This window comes from Streptomyces sp. ICBB 8177, from assembly GCF_003144095.1.
Classification (GTDB): domain Bacteria; phylum Actinomycetota; class Actinomycetes; order Streptomycetales; family Streptomycetaceae; genus Streptantibioticus_D.
This window is the reverse complement of sequence record NZ_NSKH01000004.1, coordinates 365809-391023: the sequence shown is the minus strand read 5'-3', so window position 1 is coordinate 391023 and position 25215 is coordinate 365809. Positions and strand designations below refer to the sequence as shown.

Annotated in this window: 19 protein-coding genes; 13 read left to right on the top strand and 6 right to left on the bottom strand. The window is 70.2% G+C overall.

Going from position 1 to position 25215, the window contains the following annotated elements; genetic code table 11:
* Nucleotides 1-5: 5 nt before the first annotated feature.
* Genes CK485_RS07380 through CK485_RS07365 form a run of 4 tightly spaced genes read right to left on the bottom strand, consistent with a single transcriptional unit; the run spans nt 6 to nt 3800 of the window.
* Nucleotides 6-1196, bottom strand: a complete 1191-nt coding sequence (locus tag CK485_RS07380; protein WP_241968200.1) for an acyl-CoA dehydrogenase — start codon at nt 1194-1196, stop codon at nt 6-8.
* Entirely contained in the window at nt 1193-1456 is a 264-nt protein-coding gene (locus tag CK485_RS07375) for an acyl carrier protein (RefSeq protein ID WP_109448224.1), read from the bottom strand. Before CK485_RS07375 ends, CK485_RS07380 begins: the two co-directional genes overlap by 4 nt.
* Nucleotides 1453-3051 (bottom strand): AMP-binding protein, encoded by a 1599-nt coding sequence (locus CK485_RS07370; RefSeq protein ID WP_109448222.1) that lies wholly within the window; start codon nt 3049-3051, stop codon nt 1453-1455. Before CK485_RS07370 ends, CK485_RS07375 begins: the two co-directional genes overlap by 4 nt.
* The gene (locus tag CK485_RS07365; protein WP_158288181.1) at nt 3048-3800 is read right to left on the bottom strand and encodes an alpha/beta hydrolase; all 753 of its coding nucleotides are present in this window, start codon (nt 3798-3800) and stop codon (nt 3048-3050) included. Before CK485_RS07365 ends, CK485_RS07370 begins: the two co-directional genes overlap by 4 nt.
* A gap of 714 nt (nt 3801-4514) precedes the next feature.
* On the opposite strand from CK485_RS07365, the gene CK485_RS07360 reads away from it, so the two are divergent.
* The 12 genes from CK485_RS07360 (at nt 4515) to CK485_RS07300 (ending at nt 21983) form a co-directional block, all read left to right on the top strand.
* Entirely contained in the window at nt 4515-5384 is an 870-nt protein-coding gene (locus CK485_RS07360) for a LysR family transcriptional regulator (protein WP_241968199.1), read from the top strand.
* Nucleotides 5385-5815: 431 nt separating this feature from the next.
* Nucleotides 5816-7054 (top strand): MFS transporter, encoded by a 1239-nt coding sequence (locus CK485_RS07355; protein WP_109448540.1) that lies wholly within the window; start codon nt 5816-5818, stop codon nt 7052-7054.
* A 337-nt stretch (nt 7055-7391) separates the two neighbouring features.
* Nucleotides 7392-11198, top strand: a complete 3807-nt coding sequence (locus CK485_RS07350) for an amino acid adenylation domain-containing protein (protein WP_241968218.1) — start codon at nt 7392-7394, stop codon at nt 11196-11198.
* A gap of 14 nt (nt 11199-11212) precedes the next feature.
* Nucleotides 11213-12475, top strand: a complete 1263-nt coding sequence (locus CK485_RS07345) for an ATP-grasp domain-containing protein (protein ID WP_241968197.1) — start codon at nt 11213-11215, stop codon at nt 12473-12475.
* 5 nt (nt 12476-12480) lie between these two features.
* On the top strand, nt 12481-13410 hold the full coding sequence (locus CK485_RS07340) for a peptidase (RefSeq protein WP_109448536.1): 930 nt from the start codon (nt 12481-12483) through the stop codon (nt 13408-13410).
* 130 nt (nt 13411-13540) lie between these two features.
* A complete protein-coding gene (asnB, locus tag CK485_RS07335; RefSeq protein WP_109448214.1) occupies nt 13541-15346 on the top strand; it encodes an asparagine synthase (glutamine-hydrolyzing) in 1806 nt (601 codons plus the stop codon).
* Nucleotides 15347-15356: 10 nt separating this feature from the next.
* A complete protein-coding gene (locus CK485_RS07330) occupies nt 15357-16178 on the top strand; it encodes a hypothetical protein (protein ID WP_109448212.1) in 822 nt (273 codons plus the stop codon).
* Between the two features lie 9 nt (nt 16179-16187).
* Nucleotides 16188-17102, top strand: a complete 915-nt coding sequence (locus CK485_RS07325) for an aminotransferase class IV (RefSeq protein ID WP_109448210.1) — start codon at nt 16188-16190, stop codon at nt 17100-17102.
* Entirely contained in the window at nt 17090-18070 is a 981-nt protein-coding gene (locus CK485_RS07320) for an AEC family transporter (protein ID WP_109448208.1), read from the top strand. The genes CK485_RS07325 and CK485_RS07320 overlap by 13 nt, the downstream gene beginning before the upstream one ends.
* A gap of 52 nt (nt 18071-18122) precedes the next feature.
* Nucleotides 18123-19103: a TauD/TfdA family dioxygenase gene (locus CK485_RS07315; RefSeq protein ID WP_109448206.1), complete on the top strand. Its 981-nt coding sequence runs from the start codon at nt 18123-18125 to the stop codon at nt 19101-19103.
* Between the two features lie 864 nt (nt 19104-19967).
* Nucleotides 19968-20732, top strand: coding sequence for a hypothetical protein (locus tag CK485_RS07305; RefSeq protein ID WP_109448204.1), 765 nt, complete (start codon nt 19968-19970; stop codon nt 20730-20732).
* Between the two features lie 255 nt (nt 20733-20987).
* On the top strand, nt 20988-21983 hold the full coding sequence (locus CK485_RS07300; RefSeq protein WP_109448202.1) for a YihY/virulence factor BrkB family protein: 996 nt from the start codon (nt 20988-20990) through the stop codon (nt 21981-21983).
* A 161-nt stretch (nt 21984-22144) separates the two neighbouring features.
* Here the strand turns inward: CK485_RS07300 and CK485_RS07295 are convergent, their stop codons facing one another.
* Both CK485_RS07295 and CK485_RS07290 read right to left on the bottom strand, forming a co-directional pair.
* A complete protein-coding gene (locus CK485_RS07295) occupies nt 22145-22828 on the bottom strand; it encodes an NAD(P)H-dependent oxidoreductase (protein ID WP_109448200.1) in 684 nt (227 codons plus the stop codon).
* Between the two features lie 34 nt (nt 22829-22862).
* On the bottom strand, nt 22863-23195 hold the full coding sequence (locus CK485_RS07290; RefSeq protein ID WP_109448198.1) for a metalloregulator ArsR/SmtB family transcription factor: 333 nt from the start codon (nt 23193-23195) through the stop codon (nt 22863-22865).
* A 338-nt stretch (nt 23196-23533) separates the two neighbouring features.
* Between CK485_RS07290 and CK485_RS07285 the strand changes: the two genes are divergently transcribed.
* Nucleotides 23534-24595, top strand: coding sequence for a chitinase (locus CK485_RS07285; protein ID WP_241968196.1), 1062 nt, complete (start codon nt 23534-23536; stop codon nt 24593-24595).
* The last annotated feature ends 620 nt before the right edge of the window (nt 24596-25215 follow it).

The window sequence follows — 25215 nt, the reverse complement described above, 5'->3', positions numbered from 1 at the left end:
CGGGGTCAGTTCTCGACCGGCAGGCCGAATTGACGCGCGACGCCCACCCGCAGCAGGTCGTTGGGGCCGGCGTAGGTGAGGGCCGCCATCGGGCTGTGCAGGTCGGCGGGGAGCGGGGAGTCGGGCAGGAAGGCGCGCACCCCCGACAGGGCGGTGGCGTGCTCGGTCATCCGCACGTAGTCCTCGGAAACGGAGATCTTGGTGAGCGACGCCTCGGCCGCGAGCTGGCGGGCCGGGGTTCCGGCGTCCAGCGCCGCCGCCATCGCGTACAGCTGTGTGCGGGAGCGGTGCAACGCCATCGCCATGTCGCTGACGCGAGCCGCCACTTGGTGGCTCGCGCCCATCCGCCGTTCGAAGTGCTCCCGCTGGTTCGCCCACTCCAGGGTGCGGCGCAACAGCAGGCGCATGGGCCCCAGGGCGTACCCCATGATCAGGGCACGTTCCCACGCGGTGGTCGAGGCCATCACCGCCAGCCCAGAACCCTCCTCACCGATGAGGGCGGAGGCGGGCAGCCGGGCCTGGTCGAAGAGCAGTTCACCCATCGGAACGGTGGGCAGCGCCGACTTGTCGAAAGACTCGCCGCGCGTCACACCGGGCGACGGCACCGGCACCAGGAACGCGGAGAGCGCGAAAGGCGAACGTCCCGCACCGGTGCGGGCGAAGACGACGGCGAGGTCGGCCACGGGCGCGGCGGTGACGAAGGTCTTCGCCCCGTCGAGCACGTAACCGTCGCCGTCCCGCCTGGCGGTGGTGCGCATGGAGAACGGGTCGCTGCCGCCGCCGCGTTCGGTGAGGGCGTGGCACAGCAGCACCTGCCCGTCGGCGACGCCTGCCGACGTCCGCCCGGGCAGGCTGGACAACGTGGCGCGCAACGGGTACTGCATGCCGACGAGTTGGGAGGTGAGCCCGTAGCACAGCCCCGGGTCGGCGCCGGCCAGGCCGATGCCCTCGATCGCGGCGAGCGAACGGGTGACGGGTCCGACGGTGCCGCCATCGGCTCCGGGGTGCGCGTCGTCCCGCGCCCCGTCGAGCGGCGAGCGGAGCACGCCGAGGTCGGCGAGCGCCCGCCACGCCTCACGGAAGTCGTCCACACCCGTCTTGGAGACCACCGGGAGGGCGCGCTCGCGGTGCTCGTCGACGAGTCGCTCGACGGCGGCCGGGCCGCCGCGTAGTAGTCGCTCGACGGCGGCGCTCACGCCTCGGCCCCGCGAGGTGCGGTCCGCACCACAGCCCACAGCGCCGCGGGCGTACGGAAGTTGGCCGCGACGATCTGGGTCTCGGGCAGCGCGATGCCGTGCTCCGCACCGAGTGCGGCGACGATCTCCATGATCGCCAAGGAGTCCAGCAGCCCCATCTCCAGCAGCGGGCTGTCGGGGACCAGGCTCTGCGGGTCCTCGCCCCGGCCCCAGGTGATGTGGGCGGCGATGAGGGCGCAGAGGTCTTCGACGGTGTTCACGCGGATGTCTCCTGGGTGGTGAGGGTTCGGGACACGGTGGAGGAGTCGGCGGGGAAGGCGGCCGCGCCCAGTGCGCGACGGTCGACCTTGCCGCTGACGGTGGTGGGCATGGCGGCCAGTGGGACGACGCGGTCCGGCAGCATTCGCTTGGGCAGCGCGCCGTGCAGCGCGGCCAGCAGTTCCCGCTCCCCGGCGGTGGTCTGGGCGTAGACCCAGATCTCGCCGGAGTGTTCGCCGTCCTTGGCGACGGCCGCCGCGGTGACGACCTGGGGCAGTTCCAGCGCGGCGTTCTCCACGTCGAGCAGGTCGATGCGGTGGCCGCGCCGCTTGACCTGGGAGTCGCGGCGACCGCGCAGGAAGACCCGGCCGTCGGCGGTGATCCTTCCGATGTCCCCGGTGGCGTAGGCCCGCCGGGACACGCCGTCGCGGAACGCCACGGTGGCCGTCGGGTCGCTCAGCCCGCCGTCGCGCAGGTAGCCCTGGAAGACGGTGGGGCCGGCGACGTGGATCTCTCCGTCCCCGTCGGTCGGACGGCCTTGCTCGTCCAGCACCTCGATGTGCACGCCGCCGATGCCCCGGCCGATGGTCATCTCCTGGTCGGCACTCCAGTCGGCGGGTACACGGTGGTAGGTGCAGGCGTTGGTCTCGGTCGGGCCGTAGAGGTTGTAGAACGGCCGGTCGCCCAGCAGCCTCAGGTACTCCTGGAGCAGGTCGGGGACGAAGGGCTCGCCGCCGAACGCCGCGACGCGCAGGGAGGCCGGCACCGCGTCGGCGAAGCCGCCCTGCCGCAGCATGTTGTGGTAAAGCGAGGGAACCGCCATGAAGGCGGTGATCCGCCGCTCTGCGAGCCAGGTCACCACGTCCCGCGCGAACGACCGCAGCACGTCCGGCAGGAGAACCGTGCACGCGCCCGCCGCCGCGGCACTGAACAGGTCGAACGTGGTCAGATCGAAGGTCAGGGCGGCCTGCGAGCCGATACGGTCGTCCGGGGTGAGCGCGAACTCCCGTGCCGCCCACAACGCGTAGTGCGCCACGTTGGCGTGGGAGAGCAGCACGCCCTTGGGCCAGCCTGTGCTGCCGGAGGTGAACAGCACGTAGCCGCCGGTGTCGGCTGGGGCGGGCAGCGGTGCCGGACGGTCGGCGCGCGCGACCACCTCGATCCAGTGCAACCCGTGCGGGAGCTCGCCCTCCCGGGGCGCCCCCGGGCCTCGCCCTACGCGCGCGGCGTCGGCCGCGGCCCGGCAGGCGGCGCCGGCCCGATCCGTGGTGAGCAGCAGGCAGATCCCGGCGTTCCGGATCATGCGTGCCGTGCGAGCCGCGGGGTCGGCGACGTCCATCGGTGCCACCACGGCTCCGGCGCGCAGGGCGGCGTACAGCGCGATGACGGTGGCCGGCGTCTTCGGGGCGTACACCCCGACGCGTACGCCCGGCCCCACACCGAGGGCGGTCAGTTCGGCGGCCAGCGCGCGGACCTCGGCCTCCAGCGCCGACCAGGTCCAGGTCCGCCCTTCGCCCTCCAGCGCGGGCCGGTCGGCGTGGCGGACGGCCGCGGCGGCCAGCAGACCGTCGAGCCGGACGTCGTCGAGGACCGTCACAGCGCACCACCCAGGGCGGCGGCGCCGCGGGCGCCCGTGGCGAGGAAGTCCGTGACGGTGTCGATGACCAGGCCGGGACAGACCAGGTACGGGTAGTGGTCGCAGCCTTCGGGCACCAGGCGGCGCACCGGGCCGCCCACCGCACGCTCGAGTGCGTCCAGTTGGGCCAGCGACCCGTACTCGTCGCGGTCGCCCTGGATCATCAGCACCGGCGCGCTCACCTTGAGGTCTTGCTCAATGGACCAGCCGCGGAACTCCTCGGAGAGCCACACCGCGCTCCAGCCTTCGAAGACCGACGCCGGGTCGTCGTGGACCAGCGCGAGCCTGCGGGCGAGCGGGCCTGCCGCGTACGACGCCTTGGCGGCCTCGATGCCGATCCTGTTCTCCTCCTCGAAGTACAGATGCGGTCCCATCACCACGACCGCCTCGACCGGGCGCACGGAGGCGTACAGCAGCGCGGCGGAGCCACCGTCGCTGTGCCCGACGAGCACGGGTTCACGGATGTCCAGCAGATCCAGCAGCTCCGGTAGCTCGCTCCAGGCGTGTTCGTGGACGTAACGGGCGGTGCGTGGCGACGGCAACCGTCCAGAACCGCCGTTTCCCAGACGGGAGTAGACCAGAGCGCGTCGCCCGGTGGCGGCGGCCAGCGCGGCGGGGAAGCGGCCCCAGGCGGCGACACAGCCCAGCCCGCCGTGCAGGAAGACCAGCGGTGCTCGGTCCGGGTCACCGTCGATCAGGACGTGTTCCACGGGGCCATGTCGGGTCTCGACTACCGGCACATCAATTCCTTAGGTGGTCATGGGGTATGGATTCGGAGAAAGCGCGCGAGCGTGCGGTCGGCGGCCGCACCCGTTACCCAACCGGACGTCCTGCTTCTTGTTCGGGAAGTAACGGCGGGGAAATCAGGCGTCCTTGAGTCTCCGGGTGCGCCGTCGATATGTGCGCGAACGGAAAATCACGCGGAGTCGCCGGCGACACGCTCAGGGTGGGCAGGGAACGTCGACCGGCCGTCAGCCGGACCACGGGACGCCAGGGCGGCCGGGCCCGCCGCGCGGCCGCCGCCGGTCACGGCGAACGGCGTCGGGCAGGGCTGCCGCAAGGCATCGTCGATGGGCGCGGCGAAGTGCCGCGGTGCTGGCGCCACGCCTTTGACCAGGCGCTTCGCGGAACTGGTGAAGAGACTTCAGTAGGCCCGGTCGCCGGCTCCGGCCGTCGACCGCAAGCCGCGCTTCACCCGCGTGATCGTGTCTGGCGCCGGTCGCGTGCGGCCGGAATCCCGGTGAGAGGAAATCGTCATCACTAACCCCCGTTGTGATCCTGGTCTGCCGTGGCCCGGTGGTCCTGGGCAATCGCCGAATGCGTCACCTCTTGACGGACCGGCTCGTCCGGCATCACTGAACACACTAAGCAGGCCGGGACCTGATTGGGAAATAGCGATGGCGCATCACCTATGCTCTGGACGCATGGATGTGGACCTACGTCATTTACGCGGATTCCTCGCCGTGGCCGAGGAAGGCGGTTTCACCGCTGCCGGCCGGCGGTTGCACGTGGCTCAGCCGACGCTGACCCGCAACATCCGCGCGCTGGAGGAGACGCTGGGGGTGCGGTTGTTCGACCGTACGACCCGCAGGACCGAACTGACCGCCAAGGGAGCAGAGTTGCACGACGCCCTCGTGCCACTGCTGCGCCAACTGGACGCCGTGCTGGACGGGATGCGTGAGGGTGAGCGGTTGCGGCTGGGGTTCAGTTGGGGTCTGCCCGACGGACTCGCACGGCTGGCCGCGCGCTTCGACGACGAGACCGGTGTGAGTGTGGAGTTCGTCCGGTGCGACAGCCCCGTGACCCGGCTGGGGACCGGCGACGTCGACCTGGCGCTGCTGCGCGGGCCTCGGCTGCCCCGGGGACTGCGCAGCGCGTTCCTCTACGAGGACGGCCGGGTGGCGGCGGTGCCGGCCTTCTGGTCGCTGGCCGCCAGCCGTGAACTGAGCTGGGCCGAACTCGCCCGCTGGCCGCTGGTGGTGAACACCATGAGCGGGGTGACCACGCCGGACATGTGGCCGCCGGGGAAGCGGCCGGTCGTCGGAGCCGAGTGCGGCAACTACGACGAGTGGCTGGAGAAGGTGGCGCTCGGGCTCGGCGTGGGAACCGCGCCGGCGGCGACCGCGCGCCGCTACAGCCATCCCGAGGTGCGCTTCGTGCCGTTGTGCGACGGCCCGGCGGTCAGCACCCACCTCGCGTATCCCTCGCACGGCGCCCATCCGCGGGCGGCCCTGCTCGCGCACGCGGCGGCACGGGAGGGCGTCGCGTTGCGGGACGGGGGCGAACGGGGCTGAGGCCGGCGAGGCGTCCGCACGCCGCCCGCGACCGCTTCCGGTGACACGCCGACCGTTGCCGGAACGGACCATGGACGCCCGCGCAACGGAGGAATTCACTCCCTTCGCCAATTTACCTGCCCAGCCCCCGGTTTTTCCGCGCTGGAGCAACCTTGACGGGCTGCTCAGAGGTCAACTACTGTCCCGCTCGGCCCCAGGCGAACAGCCCGGGGGCCGGGCGGCAATACCGAGGAGAACGGGCGTACACCTACTCGCCCGTAACCAAGCGGCCGCTTTTTCTGGGCTACCAGCCGACGGGGGTCGCAAGTGCCAACTCATGACGTGCCGGTACGGCACGCTTTTTCCGGCGTGCCCGGGCGGACGCGATGGCGATCCGTTCACGGAACGCCACACTGCGAACCCGGCGGTGCCCGCAGTCACCCGGTTCCGCCGTGCTGAGCCGATTCCTTCCCGCCCCCGGGCCATCGCGCACCATCACAGGAATAACCCTGGTGCACACGATGGGGCAGGGTTTGTGGATGGCGATCAGTGCCATTTACGCGACCCGTGTCATCGGGCTCTCCCCCACCGGATTCGGCCTGGGGGTGGCCGCAGCGGCGGCCGTCTCCCTCGCGATGAGCACGCCGACCGGTCACCTGGCCGACCGTGTCGGTCCCCGCACTGTCCAGGTCTGGTCGTTCGTGGCGCTCGGTCCGCTCACCGCCGCTTTGCTACTCGTCCACGGCTTCACCGGGTACGTGGTCGTCATGGCGGTCCAAGCGGTCGCCTACAGCGCCAGCCGCAGCGCGCGGATGGCGATGATCGCCGGTGTCGTGCCCGCTGCCGAACGAGTACGGACCCGGGCCTATCTGCGGGCCACCACGAACGTCAGCGTCGCGCTCGGCGCCGCGGTGGCCGGCGGACTGCTGATCGTCGGCACCGACTACGCCTATCGCTGGGCGGTCGCCTTCAACGCCGCCACCTACACGGCGGCGGGCCTGCTCACCGTGCTGCTGCCGGCCGTGCCGCCCCAGCCGGCCAGGCCCGGTCCACGGCTGGAGGTGCTGCGCGACCGGCCGTTCCTGAGCCTGGTCGTGGTGGACGGTGTGCTGTCCATGCACAACCAGCTCCTCGACGTGGTCCTGCCGCTGTGGGTGATCGACCGCACCAGCGCCCCGCGCTGGATGGCCGCCGCCGTGCTGCTGCTGAACACCGGCGCCGTGGTGCTGTTCCAGGTCCGGATCTCGCGCGGCACCGACGAGCCGCGCAGTGCCGCCCGGGCGGTCCGGCACGGCGGTCTGTTTCTCGCACTGGCCTGCGTGGTATTCGGATTCAGCGGGGGCGTGCCCGCCCTGGAGGCGTCCGTGTTGCTCGCCCTCGGGGCGGTTGCCCACGTCATGGGCGAGATCCGGCAGGCGGCGGGCAGTTGGGGCGTGTCGTTCGGGCTGGCCCCCGACCATGCCCAGGGCCAGTACCAGGGGACCTACCAGATGGGCGCCGACCTGGGGAAGCTCGTCGCTCCCGCTGTCCTGACCTGGCTCGCCGTCGAGCACGGCAGACCGGGGTGGTGGGCCATGGCGATCGTCTTCGCCGCCTCCGGCACCGCCTTCCCGCCGCTGGTGGCGTGGGCGCGGCGCCGCGGTCCTGCACTGCCCGAGCCGGTGGAGCCGGCGGCCGAAGCGGTGCGCTGACATCCGGTCGGCCGCTCCCCCACACCCGTCCATCCGACCGGGCACGTGCCCACCACTCCGACGCGGCGCCGAAGCGCCGATGAACACCTGACGGCCCTTCCATCGGTACCGTATTTACGCTTCCAGAAATTCTTTCCACGCTCATGTACGGCATGCCACTGAAAAGTGAAATGCCGCGGCGGGGGCTGAGCCATGCGTTCATGCAGCCCTTTCTGCACTCTTTCCGGTCCCCCGCAGTAATTCCTTTCGCCAGTGAGCGAGATGCTGTATCAATGGATTGCGGTCCCGTTGCGAACGGGTCAATGACGATTACGGGAGAATGATGACCGTGGACGAAATGTCCGTCGGCCCCGGCCAGATGGCCGAGGAAATCCATAAAGCCGTTCCCGCTCTTCAGTTCCCGGTCACCGGTTCCCGTCCTGAACGCGGCGCCCCGGAATTCGGTGTCGTCAGCTGGTCCGGCCAAGAGGTGCGGCAACTCAGCGCGTTCGTCGCCGAGAGGGGGCTGTCGGCGGTCGACCTGTTCCGGGCGGCGTTCGCCGTACTGCTGCACCGCTACAGCGGACAGGACGACCTGACCCTGCTTCACCTGGCCCCCGACGACGCGGGCACCTGCCGCGCGACGCCGGTGCGCTCCCGCGTCGCCGACCACACGCCGTTCTCGGCGCTGACCGCGGCCCTGGCATCACGCCGCCGCAAACTCGTGGCCGAGGAACCGCTCCCCCCGCTCACCGACCTCCTGGGCGACGGTTTGCACGCCGGTTTCCTCCAGGGGTCCGTCTGTCAGGAGGGGTCCGTCGCCGAGGAGCACCCGGCCTGGGCCGAGCTGCACCTGCTGCTGGCGGTGGAGGACGGCGCCGGGGGGCCGGCATTCGCCCTGCGCTACGACTGTGCGCTGTTCACCCCCGCGTTCATCTCACGGCTCGCGGCCAACTACCGTGCCCTGCTCCTCGACGCCTGCGCCCGGCCCGCCGCGGACATACGCGAACTCGACATCCTGTCGCCCCAGGAACGGGGTCTGCTCGTCGCCGGAATCGGGGCGCGCGCCCTGGAGTACGACCGGGAAGCCTGCGTGCACCGGCTCGTCGAGGCCCAGGCCGACCGCACACCGCGGGCCCCCGCCGTGGAGTACGCCGGCCGCACCCTCGACTACGCCGAACTCGACGCCAGCGCCAACCGGCTCGCCCGGGCACTGAGGCAGCTCGGAGCCGTGCACGGCGGGCGGATCGGGGTCTCCGTCAGCCGCACCGAGCGCATGGTGTGCCTGCTGCTGGCCATCCACAAGGCAGGGTGCGCCTACGTACCCCTCGACCCGTCGTACCCGGCCGACCGCCTCGGCGCCATCGCCGCCGGCGCAGACATGAGCCTGGTGGTCTACGACACCGCGGACGCCCCTCGGTGGCTGACCCGCACCGGACTGCCCGGCGTACCCCTCGCGCAACTGTGGGACGCGGCGCTGGAGGAAGACCCCGCCCGGCCGGAACCGGTCGACGCCGGCACACCCACGCACCTGATCCACACCTCGGGATCCACCGGCGCCCCCAAGGGCGTGGTCATCACCCACCGCAACGTCACCGCGCTGCTCGCCTGGGCCCATGACACCTACAGCCGCGAGGAGTTGTCCCGTGTTCTGTTCGGCACCTCCCTCAACTTCGACCTGTCCGTCTTCGAACTGTGGGCGCCGCTGACCACGGGCGGCACGGTGGTGGTCGCGGAGAACGTGCTCGCGCTCACCGAGGACGCGTCCCTCGCGCCAACGCTGGTCAACACCGTCCCGAGCGCCTTGTCCGTCCTGCTGCGGCGTGCGGCGATCCCCGACAGCGTGAGCGTCGTCAACGTGGCGGGCGAACCGCTGCCCGGGGAACTCGTCGACGGCGTGCTGTCCGGCACCCGGGCGGGGCGCGTGTTCAACCTCTACGGGCCATCGGAGGACACCACCTACTCCACCGGACGCTGCTTCACCGCACCCGGCACGCCCCGGCCCACCATCGGCACGCCACTGCCCAACACCCGCGTCCATCTGCTCGACGACGCCGGGCGTCTGGTGCCGTACGGCGTGACCGGTGAGATCCACCTGTCCGGCGACGGCTTGGCCGCCGGCTACAGCGGCGATCCCGAGCGCACCGCCGCCGCGTTCATCGAGCCGCCGGCCGAACTCGCGGGCACCGGACGGCTCTACCGCACGGGCGACCTCGCGCGCTGGACGCCGGACGGGGAACTCGACTTCCTGGGCCGCCGTGACAATCAGGTCAAGGTGCGCGGCTACCGCATCGAACTGGGCGAGATCGAGGCGGCCGCCCGTCGCCTCGCAGGTGTGGACGACGTGGCCGCCGTGGTCGTCCGTGCGGGTGGAGAACAGCGCATCGTGGCCTACGTCGCCGACGCGCACGCCGGCCTGGCGCCCGACCGGGTCGCGGCGCACCTGGAGACCCAGCTACCGCACTACATGCGGCCCGCACGGGTCGTCGTGGAGCCCCGACTGCCCCGGCTCCCCAACGGCAAGACGGACCGCAAGGCCCTCGGAGCGCGTCCCGTCGACTGGGGCGAGGCAGGCGCGGGGGAGCTGACGGACCCGTTCCAGGTGCGGATCGGCGCGGTGTGGGCCGAGCTGCTCGGCGTCGCCGCCCCCGGGCCCGGCCTCGACTTCTTCTCCGTCGGCGGCCACTCCCTGCTCGCCAACCTGCTCGCCGCACGGCTGACGGATCTGGCCGGACGCCCGGTGCGGGTGGCGGAGGTCTACGCCCATCGCACCATCGCTGAGCAGGCACGACTGCTGAAGGACTCCCCGTTCGAGCCGGGTGGGACGGACCGGACCGTGATCGGCACCGTCCTTCGCGAGTCCACCACGGGTCACGGCGTCCCCGGCGCCGGCGCGGCCTTCTTCGTCGACGGCACCGTCGAGTACGCCTACCAGGGTCACGCCGACCTCGAACGAGACGTCCCGTACACCGCTGTCACCCGGCAGCGGATGACCTGCGTGACCAAGGTGCTCATCGCCTGTGTCGCCCTGATGCTGGTCGACCGGGGCCTGCTGGAACTCGACGCGCCCCTGGCGCCCCTGCTGCCGGAAGGGTTCCGGCGCCGGGACGGCAACACGGCGGAAGTGACGCTACGTCAACTCCTTTCCCACACCAGCGGGATCGACGACTCCTGGGAGGTGTGGCACGACATCGACCAGCCGGATCTCACCGGCTACGTGACCGGCTTCCGCGACTACCAGCAACTGTTCGACCCCGGCACCATCTTCGCGTACTCGGCCTGTGGGACCTCCGTGGTCGCCCTGCTGATCGAGCGGGTCACCGGTGCCCCGTGGCGCCGCGCCGTCAACGAGATGCTCCTGTCGCCGCTGGGCATCAAGAGGATCCCCGAGACCAACGACCCGGGCGACCACTACGGGGACGAGGTGGCCACCGGATATCTGTGGCACGCCGACGACAAGCGCTACCAGCGCTTCGAGCCCGGACCGCAGACCGTCGCCGACGACGCGGCTTCCTCCTTCGCCGTCTGCTTCACCACCGAGGACCTGGTGGCGCTGGCCCGCTTCGCACTCGACGACGGTGCCACCCCCGACGGCCGCAGGCTGCTGTCACGGGAGCTCGCCACCGCGATGCGCACTCCCCAGATCGACATTCCCGGCCACCACTTCATGCACGCCTGGGGTCTGGGTTGGCTGCTGTTCGGCCCGAGCGCCTTCGGCTTCAACTCCAACGGCAGCGGCCACCACAACTTCATCCAGGTCTTCCCCGAGCAAGGCGCCTTCCTGATCCTGTTGGCCAACGCCTATCCGGCGTTCGGCGTCTACGAGGACCTGATCCAGTCGCTCACCGGAGAGCGCCTCATCCGCACCGGGCGCCCGTTCGACCTCGCTCTGGACGATTGTGCCGGGCGGTACGAGTGCGACGGCTACCGCCTCGACGTCACACGCGGACAGCAGCGGCTGGAGTACGCCTACCACGAGCGGGCTCGTGACGGTTCCTGGACGCCGCTGGACGAGGGCGAACTCGTCCTCACCGGCGCGGGCGGCTTCAGCTCGATGTCGGAACGCAACATCCTCGCCGGTTCCATCTCCTTCATCCCGGCCCCGGGCACCAAGGACCCGGCATTCGTCCGCATGGGCCAGCGCGTAGCGGCCAAGGTCCGATGAGCAAGGAGTCCCCCATGCCCCGCAGACACGTCGTCTTCGTGACCTGGAAGACCGGGAACGCCCCGGCGTTCGAGGCCGCGGCTCGACTGGGCCATCACGTCACCCTCATCCGCTCCGCCCGGATGGAACGCTCGCAGAACATCGACTTCGACACCACCCCGTACGGCAGGTTCGTCGACGACGTGCGCCTGCTGCCGGACGCCACCGACCTCGACGCACTGCGTGCCTGCATAGCCTGCCTGCACCAGGAACGCCCGATCGACGGATTCGTGGCGACTGTCGACGCCCTCGTCGTCCCCGTCGCGGTGATCGCCGAAGAGCTCGGTATTCCGTTCACGAGCGCCGAGGGCGCGCGCACCGCAAAACGCAAGGACCACTGCCGCGCCGTGCTGACCGAGGCCGGCGTCGACGCCACCGCCTACCGGGTGGTGAACGGCCTCGCCGAGGCCCGGGAGTTCGCCGCCCGCACCGGTTACCCCGTGGTGCTCAAGCCCGCCATCGGCTCGGCCAGCGAGGGCGCTCACGTCGTCGCGGACGAGACCGCGTTGGAGAAGCTGTTCCAGGACCTCGATCCGCACGGCAGCACGTACGCGCAGGGCGTGCTGATGGAGGAATACCTCACCGGACGGTTCCTCTCCGCCGAAGTGGGCCTGGTCAAGGGACGGTTCCTGCCGCTGGCCGTGAGCGAGCGCTCGGTGTGGCGGGGCCACGAGGCGCTGGAGACCGGCACCACCATCCCGGCCGCCATCACCGCCGCCGACCACACGGCTGTCATGGCGTTCGCCGAACAGGTGGTGCGAGCCGTCGGCCTGGGCATGGGCATCTTCCACATGGAGATCATGCTCGGTGACGACGGACGGCCACGGCTGATCGAACTCAATCCCCGGCTCATGGGCTCCTGCCTGCCGAATCTCTTCCGGCTCGCCGGCGGTGGCGACCTGTTCACCTGGCTGGTGCGCATCCACCTCGGCGAGGACCCCGGCATCGAACCCGCGGACTTCACCGGTTACGCCACCGTCCGCTGGTTCGGTGCCGCGGACCGGCAACCGACCCCCGCCGCCGCCCCGGACCTCTCCTGGGCCGACGAGTACGGTCCCGCACTGCGTTCCCTGACCGTGCGCTTCCCGGACGCCCCCTTCCTGGAGCCCTGCCGCGGCAACCTCGGCAACTTCGGCGAGGTCCAGGTGGTGCACCCCGACCATGACACATCCATCCGGATCGCGCGCCGCGTCGTCGAGCGGGTCCACAACCAGCTCGGCTTCGAGGTGACGAGGTGAACGACGTGAACCACGCTGACGTCCTTTACGCACCGACCAGGGCCAGACTGAGCGGACTCGGCCTCCCGGACGGCGATGCCTGCGTCCTGGCCACCTCCGCGGCCACATTCGACGACGGATCCCACTTCCGCATCGAGGTGCCCACGATCAACTCGGTGGGTGCCGCGCACGCCGTGCTGACCGAGACGAGCCGCCGCGGGCTGACCGTCAACCGCGTCACCGAGACGCTCGGCATGTACCGCCACACCCTCGGCGAGCTGCGCGACTACGTCGCCCTCGGCGAGGAGTACGGCGCCGAGATCCTCATGTCGGTCGGCCCCCGCGCCAGTTACGACATCGGCGGCAGTGTCCAGACCCCCGAGGGGGTGCGCATCGGGTACCGGCTGCGCGGCCAGGAGCAGATCGTGCGCGCCGTCGAGGACGTGATGCGCGCCGTCGAGTGCGGCGTGCGCGGCTTCGTGATCTACGACGAGGGCCTGCTGTGGGTCCTCAGCAGGCTGCGCACCGCCGGTGACCTGCCCGAGGAGACCCATCTCAAGGTCTCCGCCCACTGCGGTCATGCCAACTCGGCGTCCGCGCAGATGCTGGAAATGCTCGGCGCCAACAGCTTCAATCCGGTGCGAGACCTGACGCTGCCCATGATCGCCTCCATCCGCCGGGCCATCACCATCCCCGTGGACATCCACGTGGACAACCCGCGGATGTCCGGAGGTTTCGTGCGCACCTACGACGCGCCGGAGTTCGTCCGCGTCGCCTCGCCGGTCTACCTCAAGACCGGCAACAGCGCGCTGGAAGGCCACGGCACCAAGCCGACGGCCGGACAACTCGACGACATCACACGGCAGATCGAGATCGTCTCGGAGTTCCTGTCCCGCCACTACCCCGACGCCCGCCAGTCCCCCGCCAAGGTCAGTCGCGCCGGCGTCATGGGATAGCCCGGCGCAGGGCACCGTGCGCACCGCCGGTCACCGGCGCGCGCCACCGTATGGTCCGTGCCCGGGCAGGACCGCGACCATCAGGCCCCGCACCCGAGCGGGGCCACGATCCAAGGGATCTTCCTCCTCCATGTGCCGTATCTATGGCCGCTTCGGCGAGCCGTACGCCGACGACACCGAAGACGGCGTGCTCGAGGGCGTCGCCCGCGGGCTGCTGCACGGCGGCCCCGACGCGCAGAGCCGCACCCGCGACCACATCGCCGCTCTCGGCAACAACCGTCTCGCCGTCCAGGGAGTCGCCACCGGCGACCAGCCCTTCCACCTGCCGGGGCTCACCTGTGTCTTCAACGGCGAGATCTACAACCACCGCGCCCTGCGCGCGCAACTCGCGGCCCAGGGCTTCCCCTTCGAGGGCGACTGCGACGGTGACGTGCTCCTGCCGCTGTACGAGCGGTACGGCGACGCCTTCGTCGAGCGACTGGAGGGAATGTTCGCCATCGCCATCGTGGACCGCCGGGGCGAGCCGTGCCTGAAGCTGTTCACCGACCACGCGGGCATGAAGTCGCTGTACTACTACGTCTCGCGGGACGGGCGGCGTTTGTGCTTCGCCTCCGAACTCCAGGCCCTTGCCCGCTTTCCCGACTTCCCGGACGAGATCGATCCGTCGGCGGTCGACCGCTACCTCGGTGGCCGCGCCGTGTGGGGCCCCGGCACGGTCTACCGTGACGTGGCGACCCTGCCGCCCGGTGGCGCCCTGCGCTTCGCCCAGGGGCGCCTCACCCGTTGGGCCACCGCCCCGGGCACGGCCGGGGAGGAGCCGGACGCCCCGGCGACGGTCGAAGAGGCGGGCAGCGCCCTGGACGCCCTGCTGCGCGACGAACTCGGCCGCATGCTCGACGCCGACGTACCGGCGTGCGTCATCACCAGCGGCGGGCTCGACTCCAGCTACCTGACCGCCCTCAGCCGCACCTTCGTCCCCGACCTCGCCTCCTTCAACATCGCCTACAAAGGTGACTGGCCGGCCGACGAACGCCACTTCGCCGAGCAGGTCGCCCGCCACTGCGGCACACGCCACCACCAGGTGATCGTGGACCCCGGTGACTTCCCCGGACTCGTCGACCGCTTCGTGCGCCACCTCGACCAGCCCAACAACGCACCGCATAGCCTCAGCACGTACGCCCTGTTCGAGGCGATCCACCAGGCCGGGTTCAAGGTCGCCCTCACCGGTGACGGCGCCGACGAGTTGTTCGGCGGTTACGCCCGCTACGTCAAGGCGGCGCGCGACGACTCCGCCGACTGGCACCGCGCCTACCAGGACACCATGGCGGTCGCGGGTCCGGCGGCGCTGCGCCGGCTCTACAGTGACGACTTCCGCGGCGAACTCGCGACCTACGGAGGGTACTTCGGTGACCGTAGCGGTGACCGGCTGGCCCGCGCGGTGCGCGACGGGCGGGCGGACAAGCTGGAAACGCTGCTGCGCTACGACCAGACCGAGCGCTTCCCCTACTACATCCTGCGACGTGTCGACCACCTGAGCATGGCCCATGCCGTCGAAGCCCGCATCCCGTTCCTCCAGCCCCGGGTGATGCGTTTCGCCCACGCCCTGCCCTCAGAGCTGAAGGTGCACGGTGACACCGTCAAGGCCCCGGTCGCCGCCGCGGCCAGGCCGTGGTTGCCCGCCGCCGTCGTCGACCGGCCCAAACAGCCCTTCACCCTACCCGTCACAGCGATGATCCGGCCGGGCGAGCGGCTGCACGACTACATCGGCGACACCCTGCTCGCCCCCACCGCCCGATGCCTGCCGTTCTTCAGGCGCGAGGCGATCCGCGAACTGTTCGACCTCCAGAGCCTGAGCCCCGACCCGCACGCGGCGGGGACCTTGTGGTCACTGCTCGTCCTGGAGACCTGGCTCACCACCCGCGACATCACCCTCTGAGGAGACCGTCATGACCCATGCCCACCCGCCGATCCGGTCGCTGCTGGCCAAGGCCACCAAGGACGACATCCGGCACGACCCGTTCCCCCACGTCGTACTGCGCAACCCCCTGGACGACGACCTCTATCAGGCACTCGCCGAGACCATGCCGACCGCGGAGTACATCGGCGAGCGGATCGGCAAGGAGATCACGTCCAACGAGCGCTACAACTACATGTCCGAGCACATTCTCGGTGACGAGGCCATGCCGCAGGTGTGGAAGGAGTTCGTGACCTACCACTCCTCGCCGGAGTTCTACCACCAGTTCCTCGACCTCTTCCACGAGGAGCTGCTGGCCGCCAACCCGGACGCGGAAAAGACGTGCGGGCCGCTGCGCGACCTTCGGGTGGGCCGCCGCAACCGCGACACCTTCGAGACGCACGACATCCTCATGGACTGCACCGCGGTCATCAACTCGGCGGTCACCGGGCGTCCCTCCTCGTACCGGGGACCGCATGTCGACAAGCCGTACAAGCTGTTCGGCGGCCTGTTCTACATGCGCCTGCCGCAGGACGACACACCCGGCGGCGACCTGGTGCTGTACAAGTACCGGACCGACAGGCCCAAGTTCCACACCTCCGCCTCGGAGTACGGCGACAACCGCTTCGACATCGACCCGGCCTACGTGGAGGAGGTCGACACCGTCCACTACGACTCCAACGTGCTGGTGCTCTACCCGATCAACCCGCTCGCCCTGCACGGCGTTTCGGTGCGGGCCCTCACCCAGCACCAGCGGCGGTTCGTCGCACTCGTCGGTGACCTTCAGCACCACCTGTTCGACCTCGCACTCTAAGGAACCGCGATGCTCCCGTTTGACCAACGGTCCGGCCACATATGGCTGGACGGCACACTGGTCGAGTGGACACAGGCCCGGCTGCACGTCCTCACCCACGGCCTCCACTACGCCAGCAGCGTCTTCGAAGGGGTACGCGTCTACGCAGGAGCGCCCTTCCTCCTCGGCGCGCACCTCGACCGACTGCGCTCCTCCGCCCGCATCCTCGACTTCGACCTTCCTCACTCACGACAGGAGCTGTACGACGCCACCACCGATGTCGTCGCCAAGGCGGGCATCGAGTCCGGGTACGTACGGATCAACGCCTGGCGCGGGTCGGAGGTCATCCAGACCGCGGCCCCGCACACCTCGGTCCACACGTCCGTGGCCGCCTGGGAACTGCCCACCGGGTACTACGCTCCCGAGGACGCCCTGGAAGCGGGGATCGGCCTGTGCACCGGCCGCTACCGCAGGCCGTCACCGGACAGCGCACCGGTCAAGAGCAAGGCGGCCGGCAACTACATGATCGGGACCATCAGCAAGAACGAGGCACTGCGCGCCGGGTTCGACGACGCCATGCTGCTGGACGCGGACGGCAACATCGCCGAGGCGACCGGCGCCCACCTGTTCTTCACCCGCGCCGGGACACTGCACACCCCGGACACCCGCAGCACCATCGACGGCATCACCCGCGACTGCGTCCTGCGCATCGCGGAACACCTCGGCATCCCCTGCGTCGTGGGTGACCTGGCACCGGATTTCGTGCGGCAGGCCGACGGCGCCTTCCTGTGCGGCACCGCCTGCGAGGTCCTGCCGGTCAACCGGATCGACGACCACGCCTACGAACTCAGCGGGAACGCGGTGATCGCCGCGGTGGTGTCCGCCTACCGCGACCTGACGGCCGGGAGCGGCCCCCTCACGGTGCCCGACGCGTGGGCACCCTGACCGCACTGGAGAAGTTGATCCCCGTGGGGCTGGCCTTCGGCTGTGGTGCGCTGTTCGCCCGCCGCAAGGCCATCCCCGCGGACAGCTCCAAGGCGTTCTCCGACTTCTCCTTCCTCTTCGCCATCCCCTGTTACCTCTTCGGCAACCTCTACACCAGCGATCTTGGCACTCTGTTCGACGCCAGGGCGATCTGCGGGTACATGGTCTTCGCCCTCCTCAGCATGGTGCTGGTCGGCTGGGCCTCTCGCGTCTCCAGCACCCGTGAGCCACGCGGCGTGGCACTGCGCGTCATGGGTGGGGTGCAGGTCAACACGGCCTACTTCGCCGTGCCGGTGTTCACCATGCTCTTCGGGACCGCCGCGCCGATCTTCCCGGTCCTGCTCTTCCAGACGTGCGTGCTGACATCCGTGATCATCCTGGTCATGGAACTCGGCGCCGATCCACGGCCCGACGGCCCGGACGGGGAACCCTCCGTGCGACGCCGGGCCGCGGCGAGGATCGGCCGGGCCACGTGGGCCTCGCTCACCACGCCCATCGTGCTGGCCTGCGCGTTCGCGATCGCGTTGAACCTGCTGAAGGTCCCCGTGCCCTCGTCGGTGCTCAGTGGCTTCTCCTTCGTCGGAAACGCCGCCTCACCCGTGGCCCTCTTCGCGCTCGGCCTCCACCTGGGCGGCGCGGGCCTGGCGGTACGGGGCACACCGCGGGAGGAGGTGTGGCTGGTGGCGTTCAAGTGCCTCGTGTTCCCGGTGCTGATCTGGACCGGCTGCCACTACGTGTTCGGCGTCCACGGGGCATGGCTGAACTATCTGGTACTGATCGCCGCCATGCCCGCCCCCCAGAACCTGTTCATCTTCGCCCAGCGCTACGACGTGGACGTCGACCTGTCCGCCGCGCTGGTCATCAAGAGCTCGGCCGCGTCGCTACTCCTGCTGCCCCTGTGGTTCCAGGTCGTACGCCTGTCCCACTAACCGCGCCGCCGCCCCCCCCGCACACCCCCTTCTCGGAACGGAAGGCCATCCCATGACCACCGCTTCACCCGTCACTTCCGCCACCAGGCACATCGCCCTGGACATCCGGCCCGTGGCCGGGCGCATCGGTGCCGAGATCCACGGCATCGACCTGCGCGAAGAACTCGACGACGCCACCGTGGCCGCCGTGTGGCAGGCGGTGCTGGAACACCGGGTGGTGTTCTTCCGCGGCCCGGACATCGGTCACGCCCGCCATGTGGAACTGGGGGCGCGCTTCGGCGAGTTGACCCGGCGTCCTGGGGCCAAACACGGTGTTCACCCGGACGGCTTCCCCCAGATCCTCACCGTCGACCCCAAGAAGGACGTGGAGCGCTACGGCAGCGACTTCGAGGAGCACTTCCGCCGCAAATGGGTCTCGTCCGTCGCTGGCTGGCACAGCGACCTCACCCCGGCCGTGAATCCGCCGAAGGCCTCCATGCTGCGGGCGGAGCGCACACCCGCGTTCGGCGGCGACACCCAGTGGACGAACATGGTCGCCGCCTACGAGGGCCTCTCCCGCCCGCTGCGCGACATGCTGGACGGGCTGCGCGCCGAACACGCCTTCTTCACCGCCGTCCACCTCATGCACTCCGACGAGCGGGACCGCGAGATCCTGCGGCGCTACTGCGAGGAGCCGGAGGTCGCGGTGCATCCGGTGGTGCGCGTGCACCCCGAGACGGGTGAGAAGGCGCTCTTCGTCAGCCCCGGCTCCACCACCCGCGTCATGGGACTGTCGCGGCTGGAGAGCCGTCGCCTGCTCGACCTGCTCTCCGAGCACATGACGAGCGCCGAGTACACGGTGCGCTTCCGCTGGGAGCCCGGCAGCATCGCCTTCTGGGACAACCGCAGCACGTGCCACTTCGCGCCGACCGACTTCGCCCACCTGGACGTGGATCGCGTCATGCACCGCGTCACCCTGCTCGGCGACCTGCCCATGGGACCGGACGGCACGGAGTCCGAACTCGTCGCGGGGCAGCCCATGAAGGCCTGCTGACGCACGGCATCGCCCACGAGCCACGCGGCCCGGTGACCTCCCCGGCCGCGTGGCGTCGTGCACGCCCACGGGAGCTCTGGGCTGTCGGCCCCTCCCACGCGGCCGACGACTTCCTCCGCAGCCGTACCGATGCTCAGCTCCGCGGACCAGCCTGATCGCATGCCTTCGACGTGGTTCGGGGCGTCGAGCGCAGTGACCCGTTGTAAGGACGACCGCGGACGAAGAGTGCGGGAGTGGCGGCGAGGTGTCCGTCCGGCGCCGGCTCCGCTCGCACCAGCACCTCACAACTATCCTGGCTTGCAGGGTAATCCGCATAGTCTGTGTCCGTGACACCGGACCACGGCTCGCGATTCCTCAAGGGTGGCCGCCCTTTGCTGCTGGTGCAGCTGCCGCCCGAACGCGGGCCCTAAGACCACGAGTTGCTCCAGCGCCGCGTGGGACAGGCCTGCGGGACGTCGCGGAAGGCACCGTCGGTCCGGGCCCGGCCAGGCCGGAACGCGAGGGACGGGTCACTCCGCAACTGGTGCACTCCCGTTCCGGCCGATCCTACCGCCCGTCCGACGCCGGCTGCCGGGCCCCGGCCCAGGGGGCCTCTCGCTGGACGTCCCCTCGCCGACTCCGTCGCCCCGGTGCTCGCGCGGCCTACCCCAGCCCACCGCGCCGCGCCCACCGAGGAGGCGTGACATGCCGCCCGCCTCGCCCCCCGAGGACCGGTTGCGCGGTGTGACGCGGCAAGCGAGCTGGCAGCCCGGCCCGAGTGGAGAACGCCGCCGCGTTCGCCCTGTGCGGACCCACCGGCGCCCCACACAACGATCTACGCCCGATACCAGGGCGGGCGGGCCTCCGGTTGAGGACGGGAGACAGATGCGACGGGTCACAGCGGTACGGACAGGGGCGCTGCTGCTCGGAGTGGCGGCTCTGGCCTGGGCCGTCCTGTGGTCGATCGGGCCATACCAGGACACCGTGCCCTTCCACTACGCGCGGCTGTGCCCCGGCGGCATTCCGACACCCGCCGGGGACGCGGACGGGTGCGTGGCGCAGGAGACCGGCACGCTCACCGGTCGGCACAGTTACGTGGAATCGATCGACGACGGCAGCGGCGGCGTTTCGAACGTCACGCACTATGTGCTGGCCTTCCGGCGAGCGTCCGGCACAGTGCAGAGCCGGGAGGTGAGCGCATCCCTCTATGACTCCGCAAGGCCCGGGGAGAACGTGGAGCTGCGGACCTGGCGCGGCGGCGTCGTCCGGCTCGACGTCGGTGACTGGTACGAGCGCTACGACCCTTCCCAGGAGTGGGTGCTGGGCTACACGGCGCTGGCAGGTTGGACCGGCCTGGGTCTGATCTTGTGGGTCTGGTTCGGTGACGGCACCTTCCGGCAGCTCTTCGGCCCGGTGGGCTTGCGTGCCTTCGGTTGGGTCCACTCCGGCTTCTGGACGCTGGCCTTCGCCCACTACTTCCTGACCGGACGGCGGGGCACGACGGACTGCCTGGTGGCGACCGGGGTGTGGCTCTTCATCATCGCGATCGGAGTCTTCTGCGTCCGTTGGGGCTGGGACGACTGCCCCGGCTCGGCCTCGCTCGCGCTCACGACGCGCGCACGGCGAGGCAAAGGACCCCGCGAGCGGTAGTGGGCGTGGACATAGCCCCTGGTCACCGTCGGGATCCCGGACATCTTGCATCTACCGCGGCCTCCCGCCGCCCGGGACCGCTGGCACGGTGCCGCCCCGGGGTCCTGAGAACCGACACGGCCGCAACGAGGTGCCGCAGGCCGCAGGGGGTAGACGCAGGAGGACAGATACGCACTCGGGCTGCGGGTACCCGACAGGTGCAGCGGCTCCGGAGGTCCTTCTCATCGCGGGCGCGTCGGGAGAGGGGAAAGGATCATGAAGTCTCTGGAAGGCGTGCTCCGGGGCGCTGACAGCTGGCAGCAGCGTCATCGGTTGCCGGGGTTCATCGTGGGGGTGGTGAAGAAGTTCGGTGACGACCGCGGCGGTCAGCTGGCCGCCCTGATCACCTATTACGGCTTCGCCGCGCTGTTCCCCCTGCTCCTGCTGCTGGTGACCCTGCTGGGCTATGTGCTCCGCGACAATCCGTCCCTGCAAAGCCGCGTGCTCGGCTCGGCGCTCGCCGACTTCCCCGTCATCGGTGACCAGCTGCGCGGCAACGTCCACTCGCTGACCGGCAGCACCCTCGCCGTGGTGATCGGCTGTCTCGGCCTGCTGTACGGGTCACTCGGCATCGCCCAGACGCTGCAGTTCACGATGGCACAGGTGTGGAACATCCCCGGAGTGCGCCGCCCCGGCTACCTGCCCCGCCTGGTGCGATCGGTCGGGCTGATCGCCGTTCTGGGGCTGGGCCTGATCGTCAGCTCCGTCGGCACCGGCCTGGTCACCGACCTCACGCCAGGGCCCGCCGCGACCATCGGCACGTTGATCGTCTCCGTGCTGCTGAACTGCGCGCTGTACCTGGCCTGCTTCCGCATCCTGACTCCGAAGCAGGTCCCGTGGCGGTGGCTGCTGCGGGGGTGCTTGGCCGCGGGCCCCCTCTGGACACTTCTGCAGGCCTTCGGCGGTCTGCTGGTGGCACACCAGCTGCGGCACGCCAACCAGGTCTACGGCCTGTTCGGAACCGTTCTCGGACTGCTGTCGTGGATCTACCTCGGCGCGCAGCTGACCGTCTACGCGGCGGAGAGCAACGTCGTCCATCACCGCCACCTGTGGCCTCGCGCCCTGTTGCAGCCTCCGCTCACCCAAGCCGACCGCCGGGTCCTGGACGACATCGCGGAGCAGGAGGAGCGCCGCCCCGAGCAACACGTGGAGAGCCACTTCCACGATGACGACCCCACGCCGCCCCCGGCGCACGGAAGAGACGATCCGTGAGCGTGACGGCCCAGGTTCACACGCGGGCCGAGGCAGGACAGTGACAACCTGCGTCGTCCGTTCCTCAACAGGGGACTCGCGGGCCCCGCGACGTCTCCATCCCCCGCACCCTTCGCTCACTCCTCGCTCCTGGTTGAGCGCGACCTCAGGCGCCCCTCCGATCACCGGGCGGTGACGGGCCGTCCGTCCCCCACGGCGCGTCCGACGGACTGACCGACCGCTGCCAGTGCCGCGGCCCGCGCCTCAACGGTCATGCGTGCCGGGGCATAGGTCACCACCGGGTCGAGGACCTGGAAGCCCACGAATTCCAGCATCCCGCGGTGGATGTGGAACAGGAAGTCGCTCATGGGGCCGAGGGTGCCACCGGATTGGAACGACTCACTCGCCCCGCCGGTCGTGAGCAGTAGCATCGCACGCTTTCCTGCCAGGGCCGCGTCAGCGAAGAGTCCATGGTCACCGCCGAAGACTCCGCCCATGACGAAGACTCGGTCGATCCAGCCTTTGAGGATGGCCGGCAACGAGAACCACCACAGGGGAAAGGACAGTATGAGCAGGTCTGCCGCGAGCAGCCGGTCGAGGTGATCCCTGACGGCGGCGTCGAGAGTCCCGTCCTTGACCGCGCGCATCTGTTCGGCTTGCGGCTTGAAGTGGCCCTCCGTGGGCCCGAACTCGTGGCGGTCGAGGATCGGTGCCCACTCTTCGGCGTAGAGGTCGAGAATGTCGACCCGGTAGCCGGCCTCGCGCAGGGTCTGCGCCGCAGTGGCCATCTGAGCGGTGCTGAACGACTGGGGCTCGGGATGAGCATGGACGATCAGGGCGACGGGCGCGGCATCAATAGACGACATGAGAAGATCATATCGACGTATCGCGATGTGTCAATCAAATAGTGCTACCCACCGCACGCGCCAGCTCGGCCAACCGCCGTTCGTCGCGCCGGTAGTGAGTCCATTTACCCACCCGCGTGGGCAACACGAGCCCCGCCCGTTCGAGCGTGCTCATGTAGCTGGAGACCGTCGACTGCGCAAGGCCTGCCTTCGCCTGAATATGCGTGACACACACGCCGACCGTACTGCGGTCGGCGATCGGCTCGTACTCACCGAAGTGCACGTCCGGGTCCTTGAGCCACTGCATGATCTGCAGGCGCGCGGGATTGCCGAGCGCCTTGAACACCTCGATCAGATCGCTCGTATCCAGTCCCGGCGCTCCACCCATACGACACTCACCATTCCCTCCGGCAGCCCGACATGCCACGTTATCCCGACAGCGCCTCCCTCTCCGATCGGGACCGGCCCGTCGCCCGGTCGAGGGCCTCCGAGGCCACCGCGGCCCGGGACCGCGTCGGGACGGTTCGGGAGTGCCCTGCGAGTCGCGACGTCATCCCGTCCGGCAGGCCAACCGGCGGGCGACGGGGACATGTGCGGGCACGGCCCGCCACCGGACTCCAGGCCTTGCTGCCGACGGGCCGCCTCCCGCACTCCTCTTGACGCGGTCAATTGGTCTAGTCCAAGTTATGGAGACCAGACGGCCCCACCCGCTTGGAGGCGTGCACCATGCCCGCTCCCCGCTCCTCAACTCGCCCCGCACACAGGTCGCCCACCCGCCTGGCAGCGGCGGCCGTGATCCTGGCCGCGCTCACCACCGTGACGGCACCCACCGCGACGGCGACCGCGTCGCCGCGACGGGACACCGCCCCGCGCACTCCGGCGACCGACGCGACATTCCAGCACCCCGCGTACTTCATGCCGTTGGACAACAACCCGCAGGCGATCTCCGACATCGTCGCCGACTCGGGAGAGAAGGAATTCCTCCTCGCCTTCGTGCTCGACTCGGGCGGATGCACACCGGCCTGGGACGGCGACAGCACGCACCCCGTCGCCGCCGACACGCAAGTAGCCGCGGAGGTGAACGCCATCCGCGCTGCGGGCGGCGACGTCAGCGTCTCGTTCGGGGGCTACAACGGCACCGAACTCGGCGCGACCTGCGGCAGTTCGACAGCCCTCGCCGCGGCCTACCAGCAGGTCGTCGACAAGTACAAGCTCACCAGGATCGACCTCGACTGGGAGGGCGACGACCTGGACGCCAACATGGCGGTGCGCTGGGGCGCCATCAAGACACTGGAGCAGGACAACCCCGGCCTCTCGGTCTCCTTGACGATTCCGATGACCACCGTCGGCCTCCCCGACACGGGCAAGGACGAGATACGGCAGGCGATCGCCGACGGTGCCCGGATCGACACGGTCAACATCATGGACTTCGACTTCGGCCTGACCAGCGGCACCGAGACGGAGGCAGCCGAGACGGTCGCGGACGACGTCAACACCCAGTTGCAGTCCCTCTACGGGTGGGACGCCGCCACGGCCTGGGCGCACACCTCGATACAGCTGATGAACGGCCACACCGACCAACCGAGCGAGTTGTTCACGCAGGACACGTTCAACTCACTGCTGGCCTTCGCGCAGAGCAACCACGTCGCCCAGCTGTCCTACTGGGACCTCAACCGCGACCGTGCCTGCGACCCCGGCGTCCCCCACAACTGGGCGGACGGGGCATGCAGCAGTGTCGACCAGGATCCGTTCGACTTCACCAAGATCATCACCAAGTACACGGGCTGATCCGAAGTCGCCCTGATCCGAAGTCGGGCCACGATTCCTGAGGGCGCACCCCGCCCTTTCCGTCTGTCCACTCGACGACCGCGTCGCTCTTCGCCTCTCCGCCGAAGGGCATCGAATGGCGTCCCGCAGCGCGAGGGGCCGCGGCGCAACGGTCAGGCTGGACGGAACAGGACACCGGCGGCCGTTTGCGGTCGGTTCGCTCTTGAGACCGTCCGCGGCTTCGCACGGACTCGGTGGCTGGCGCCGACGGTGTCGAAGCGGCACCGTCCGCCTCCCCGAGCCGAGCGCCGGAGGGCCGGACGAAGTGCGATCCCCCTGTGCGTCGGCGTTGCGCTCCCAGTGACGGTCGACCGACCGCCTAGTCTCAGCCTGTGGGACAGCCCGACCAGCGCGCCGAGGGCGCGGGACCGTTCACCACCCGGCTCATATGCCAGCCATCCGACGGTGGCACAGCGTGCCCTTCCGCCGCGCCGGTGCCGCACGCGCCCGCCTCCGCCAGCGCGCACCGATGCCGCGGGCGGGTGTGACGGCGTGCCCGTCGACAGGCCTTAGGTGCTCGCGTTGTCTTGACATGGTGGCCTGACGGGTCGACATTTCCCGGGAACCCAGTGCCTGACAAC

Bases quoted from the DNA above. Each gene is read 5' to 3' on its own strand.
- CK485_RS07360 (WP_241968199.1), top strand. From the start codon at position 4,515: ATGGATGTGGACCTACGTCATTTACGCGGATTCCTCGCCGTGGCCGAG.
- CK485_RS07350 (WP_241968218.1), top strand. From the start codon at position 7,392: ATGTCCGTCGGCCCCGGCCAGATGGCCGAGGAAATCCATAAAGCCGTT.
- CK485_RS07345 (WP_241968197.1), top strand. From the start codon at position 11,213: ATGCCCCGCAGACACGTCGTCTTCGTGACCTGGAAGACCGGGAACGCC.
- asnB (WP_109448214.1), top strand. From the start codon at position 13,541: ATGTGCCGTATCTATGGCCGCTTCGGCGAGCCGTACGCCGACGACACC.
- CK485_RS07330 (WP_109448212.1), top strand. From the start codon at position 15,357: ATGACCCATGCCCACCCGCCGATCCGGTCGCTGCTGGCCAAGGCCACC.
- CK485_RS07325 (WP_109448210.1), top strand. From the start codon at position 16,188: ATGCTCCCGTTTGACCAACGGTCCGGCCACATATGGCTGGACGGCACA.
- CK485_RS07315 (WP_109448206.1), top strand. From the start codon at position 18,123: ATGACCACCGCTTCACCCGTCACTTCCGCCACCAGGCACATCGCCCTG.
- CK485_RS07305 (WP_109448204.1), top strand. From the start codon at position 19,968: ATGCGACGGGTCACAGCGGTACGGACAGGGGCGCTGCTGCTCGGAGTG.
- CK485_RS07300 (WP_109448202.1), top strand. From the start codon at position 20,988: ATGAAGTCTCTGGAAGGCGTGCTCCGGGGCGCTGACAGCTGGCAGCAG.
- CK485_RS07295 (WP_109448200.1), bottom strand. From the start codon at position 22,828: ATGTCGTCTATTGATGCCGCGCCCGTCGCCCTGATCGTCCATGCTCAT.
- CK485_RS07290 (WP_109448198.1), bottom strand. From the start codon at position 23,195: ATGGGTGGAGCGCCGGGACTGGATACGAGCGATCTGATCGAGGTGTTC.
- CK485_RS07285 (WP_241968196.1), top strand. From the start codon at position 23,534: ATGCCCGCTCCCCGCTCCTCAACTCGCCCCGCACACAGGTCGCCCACC.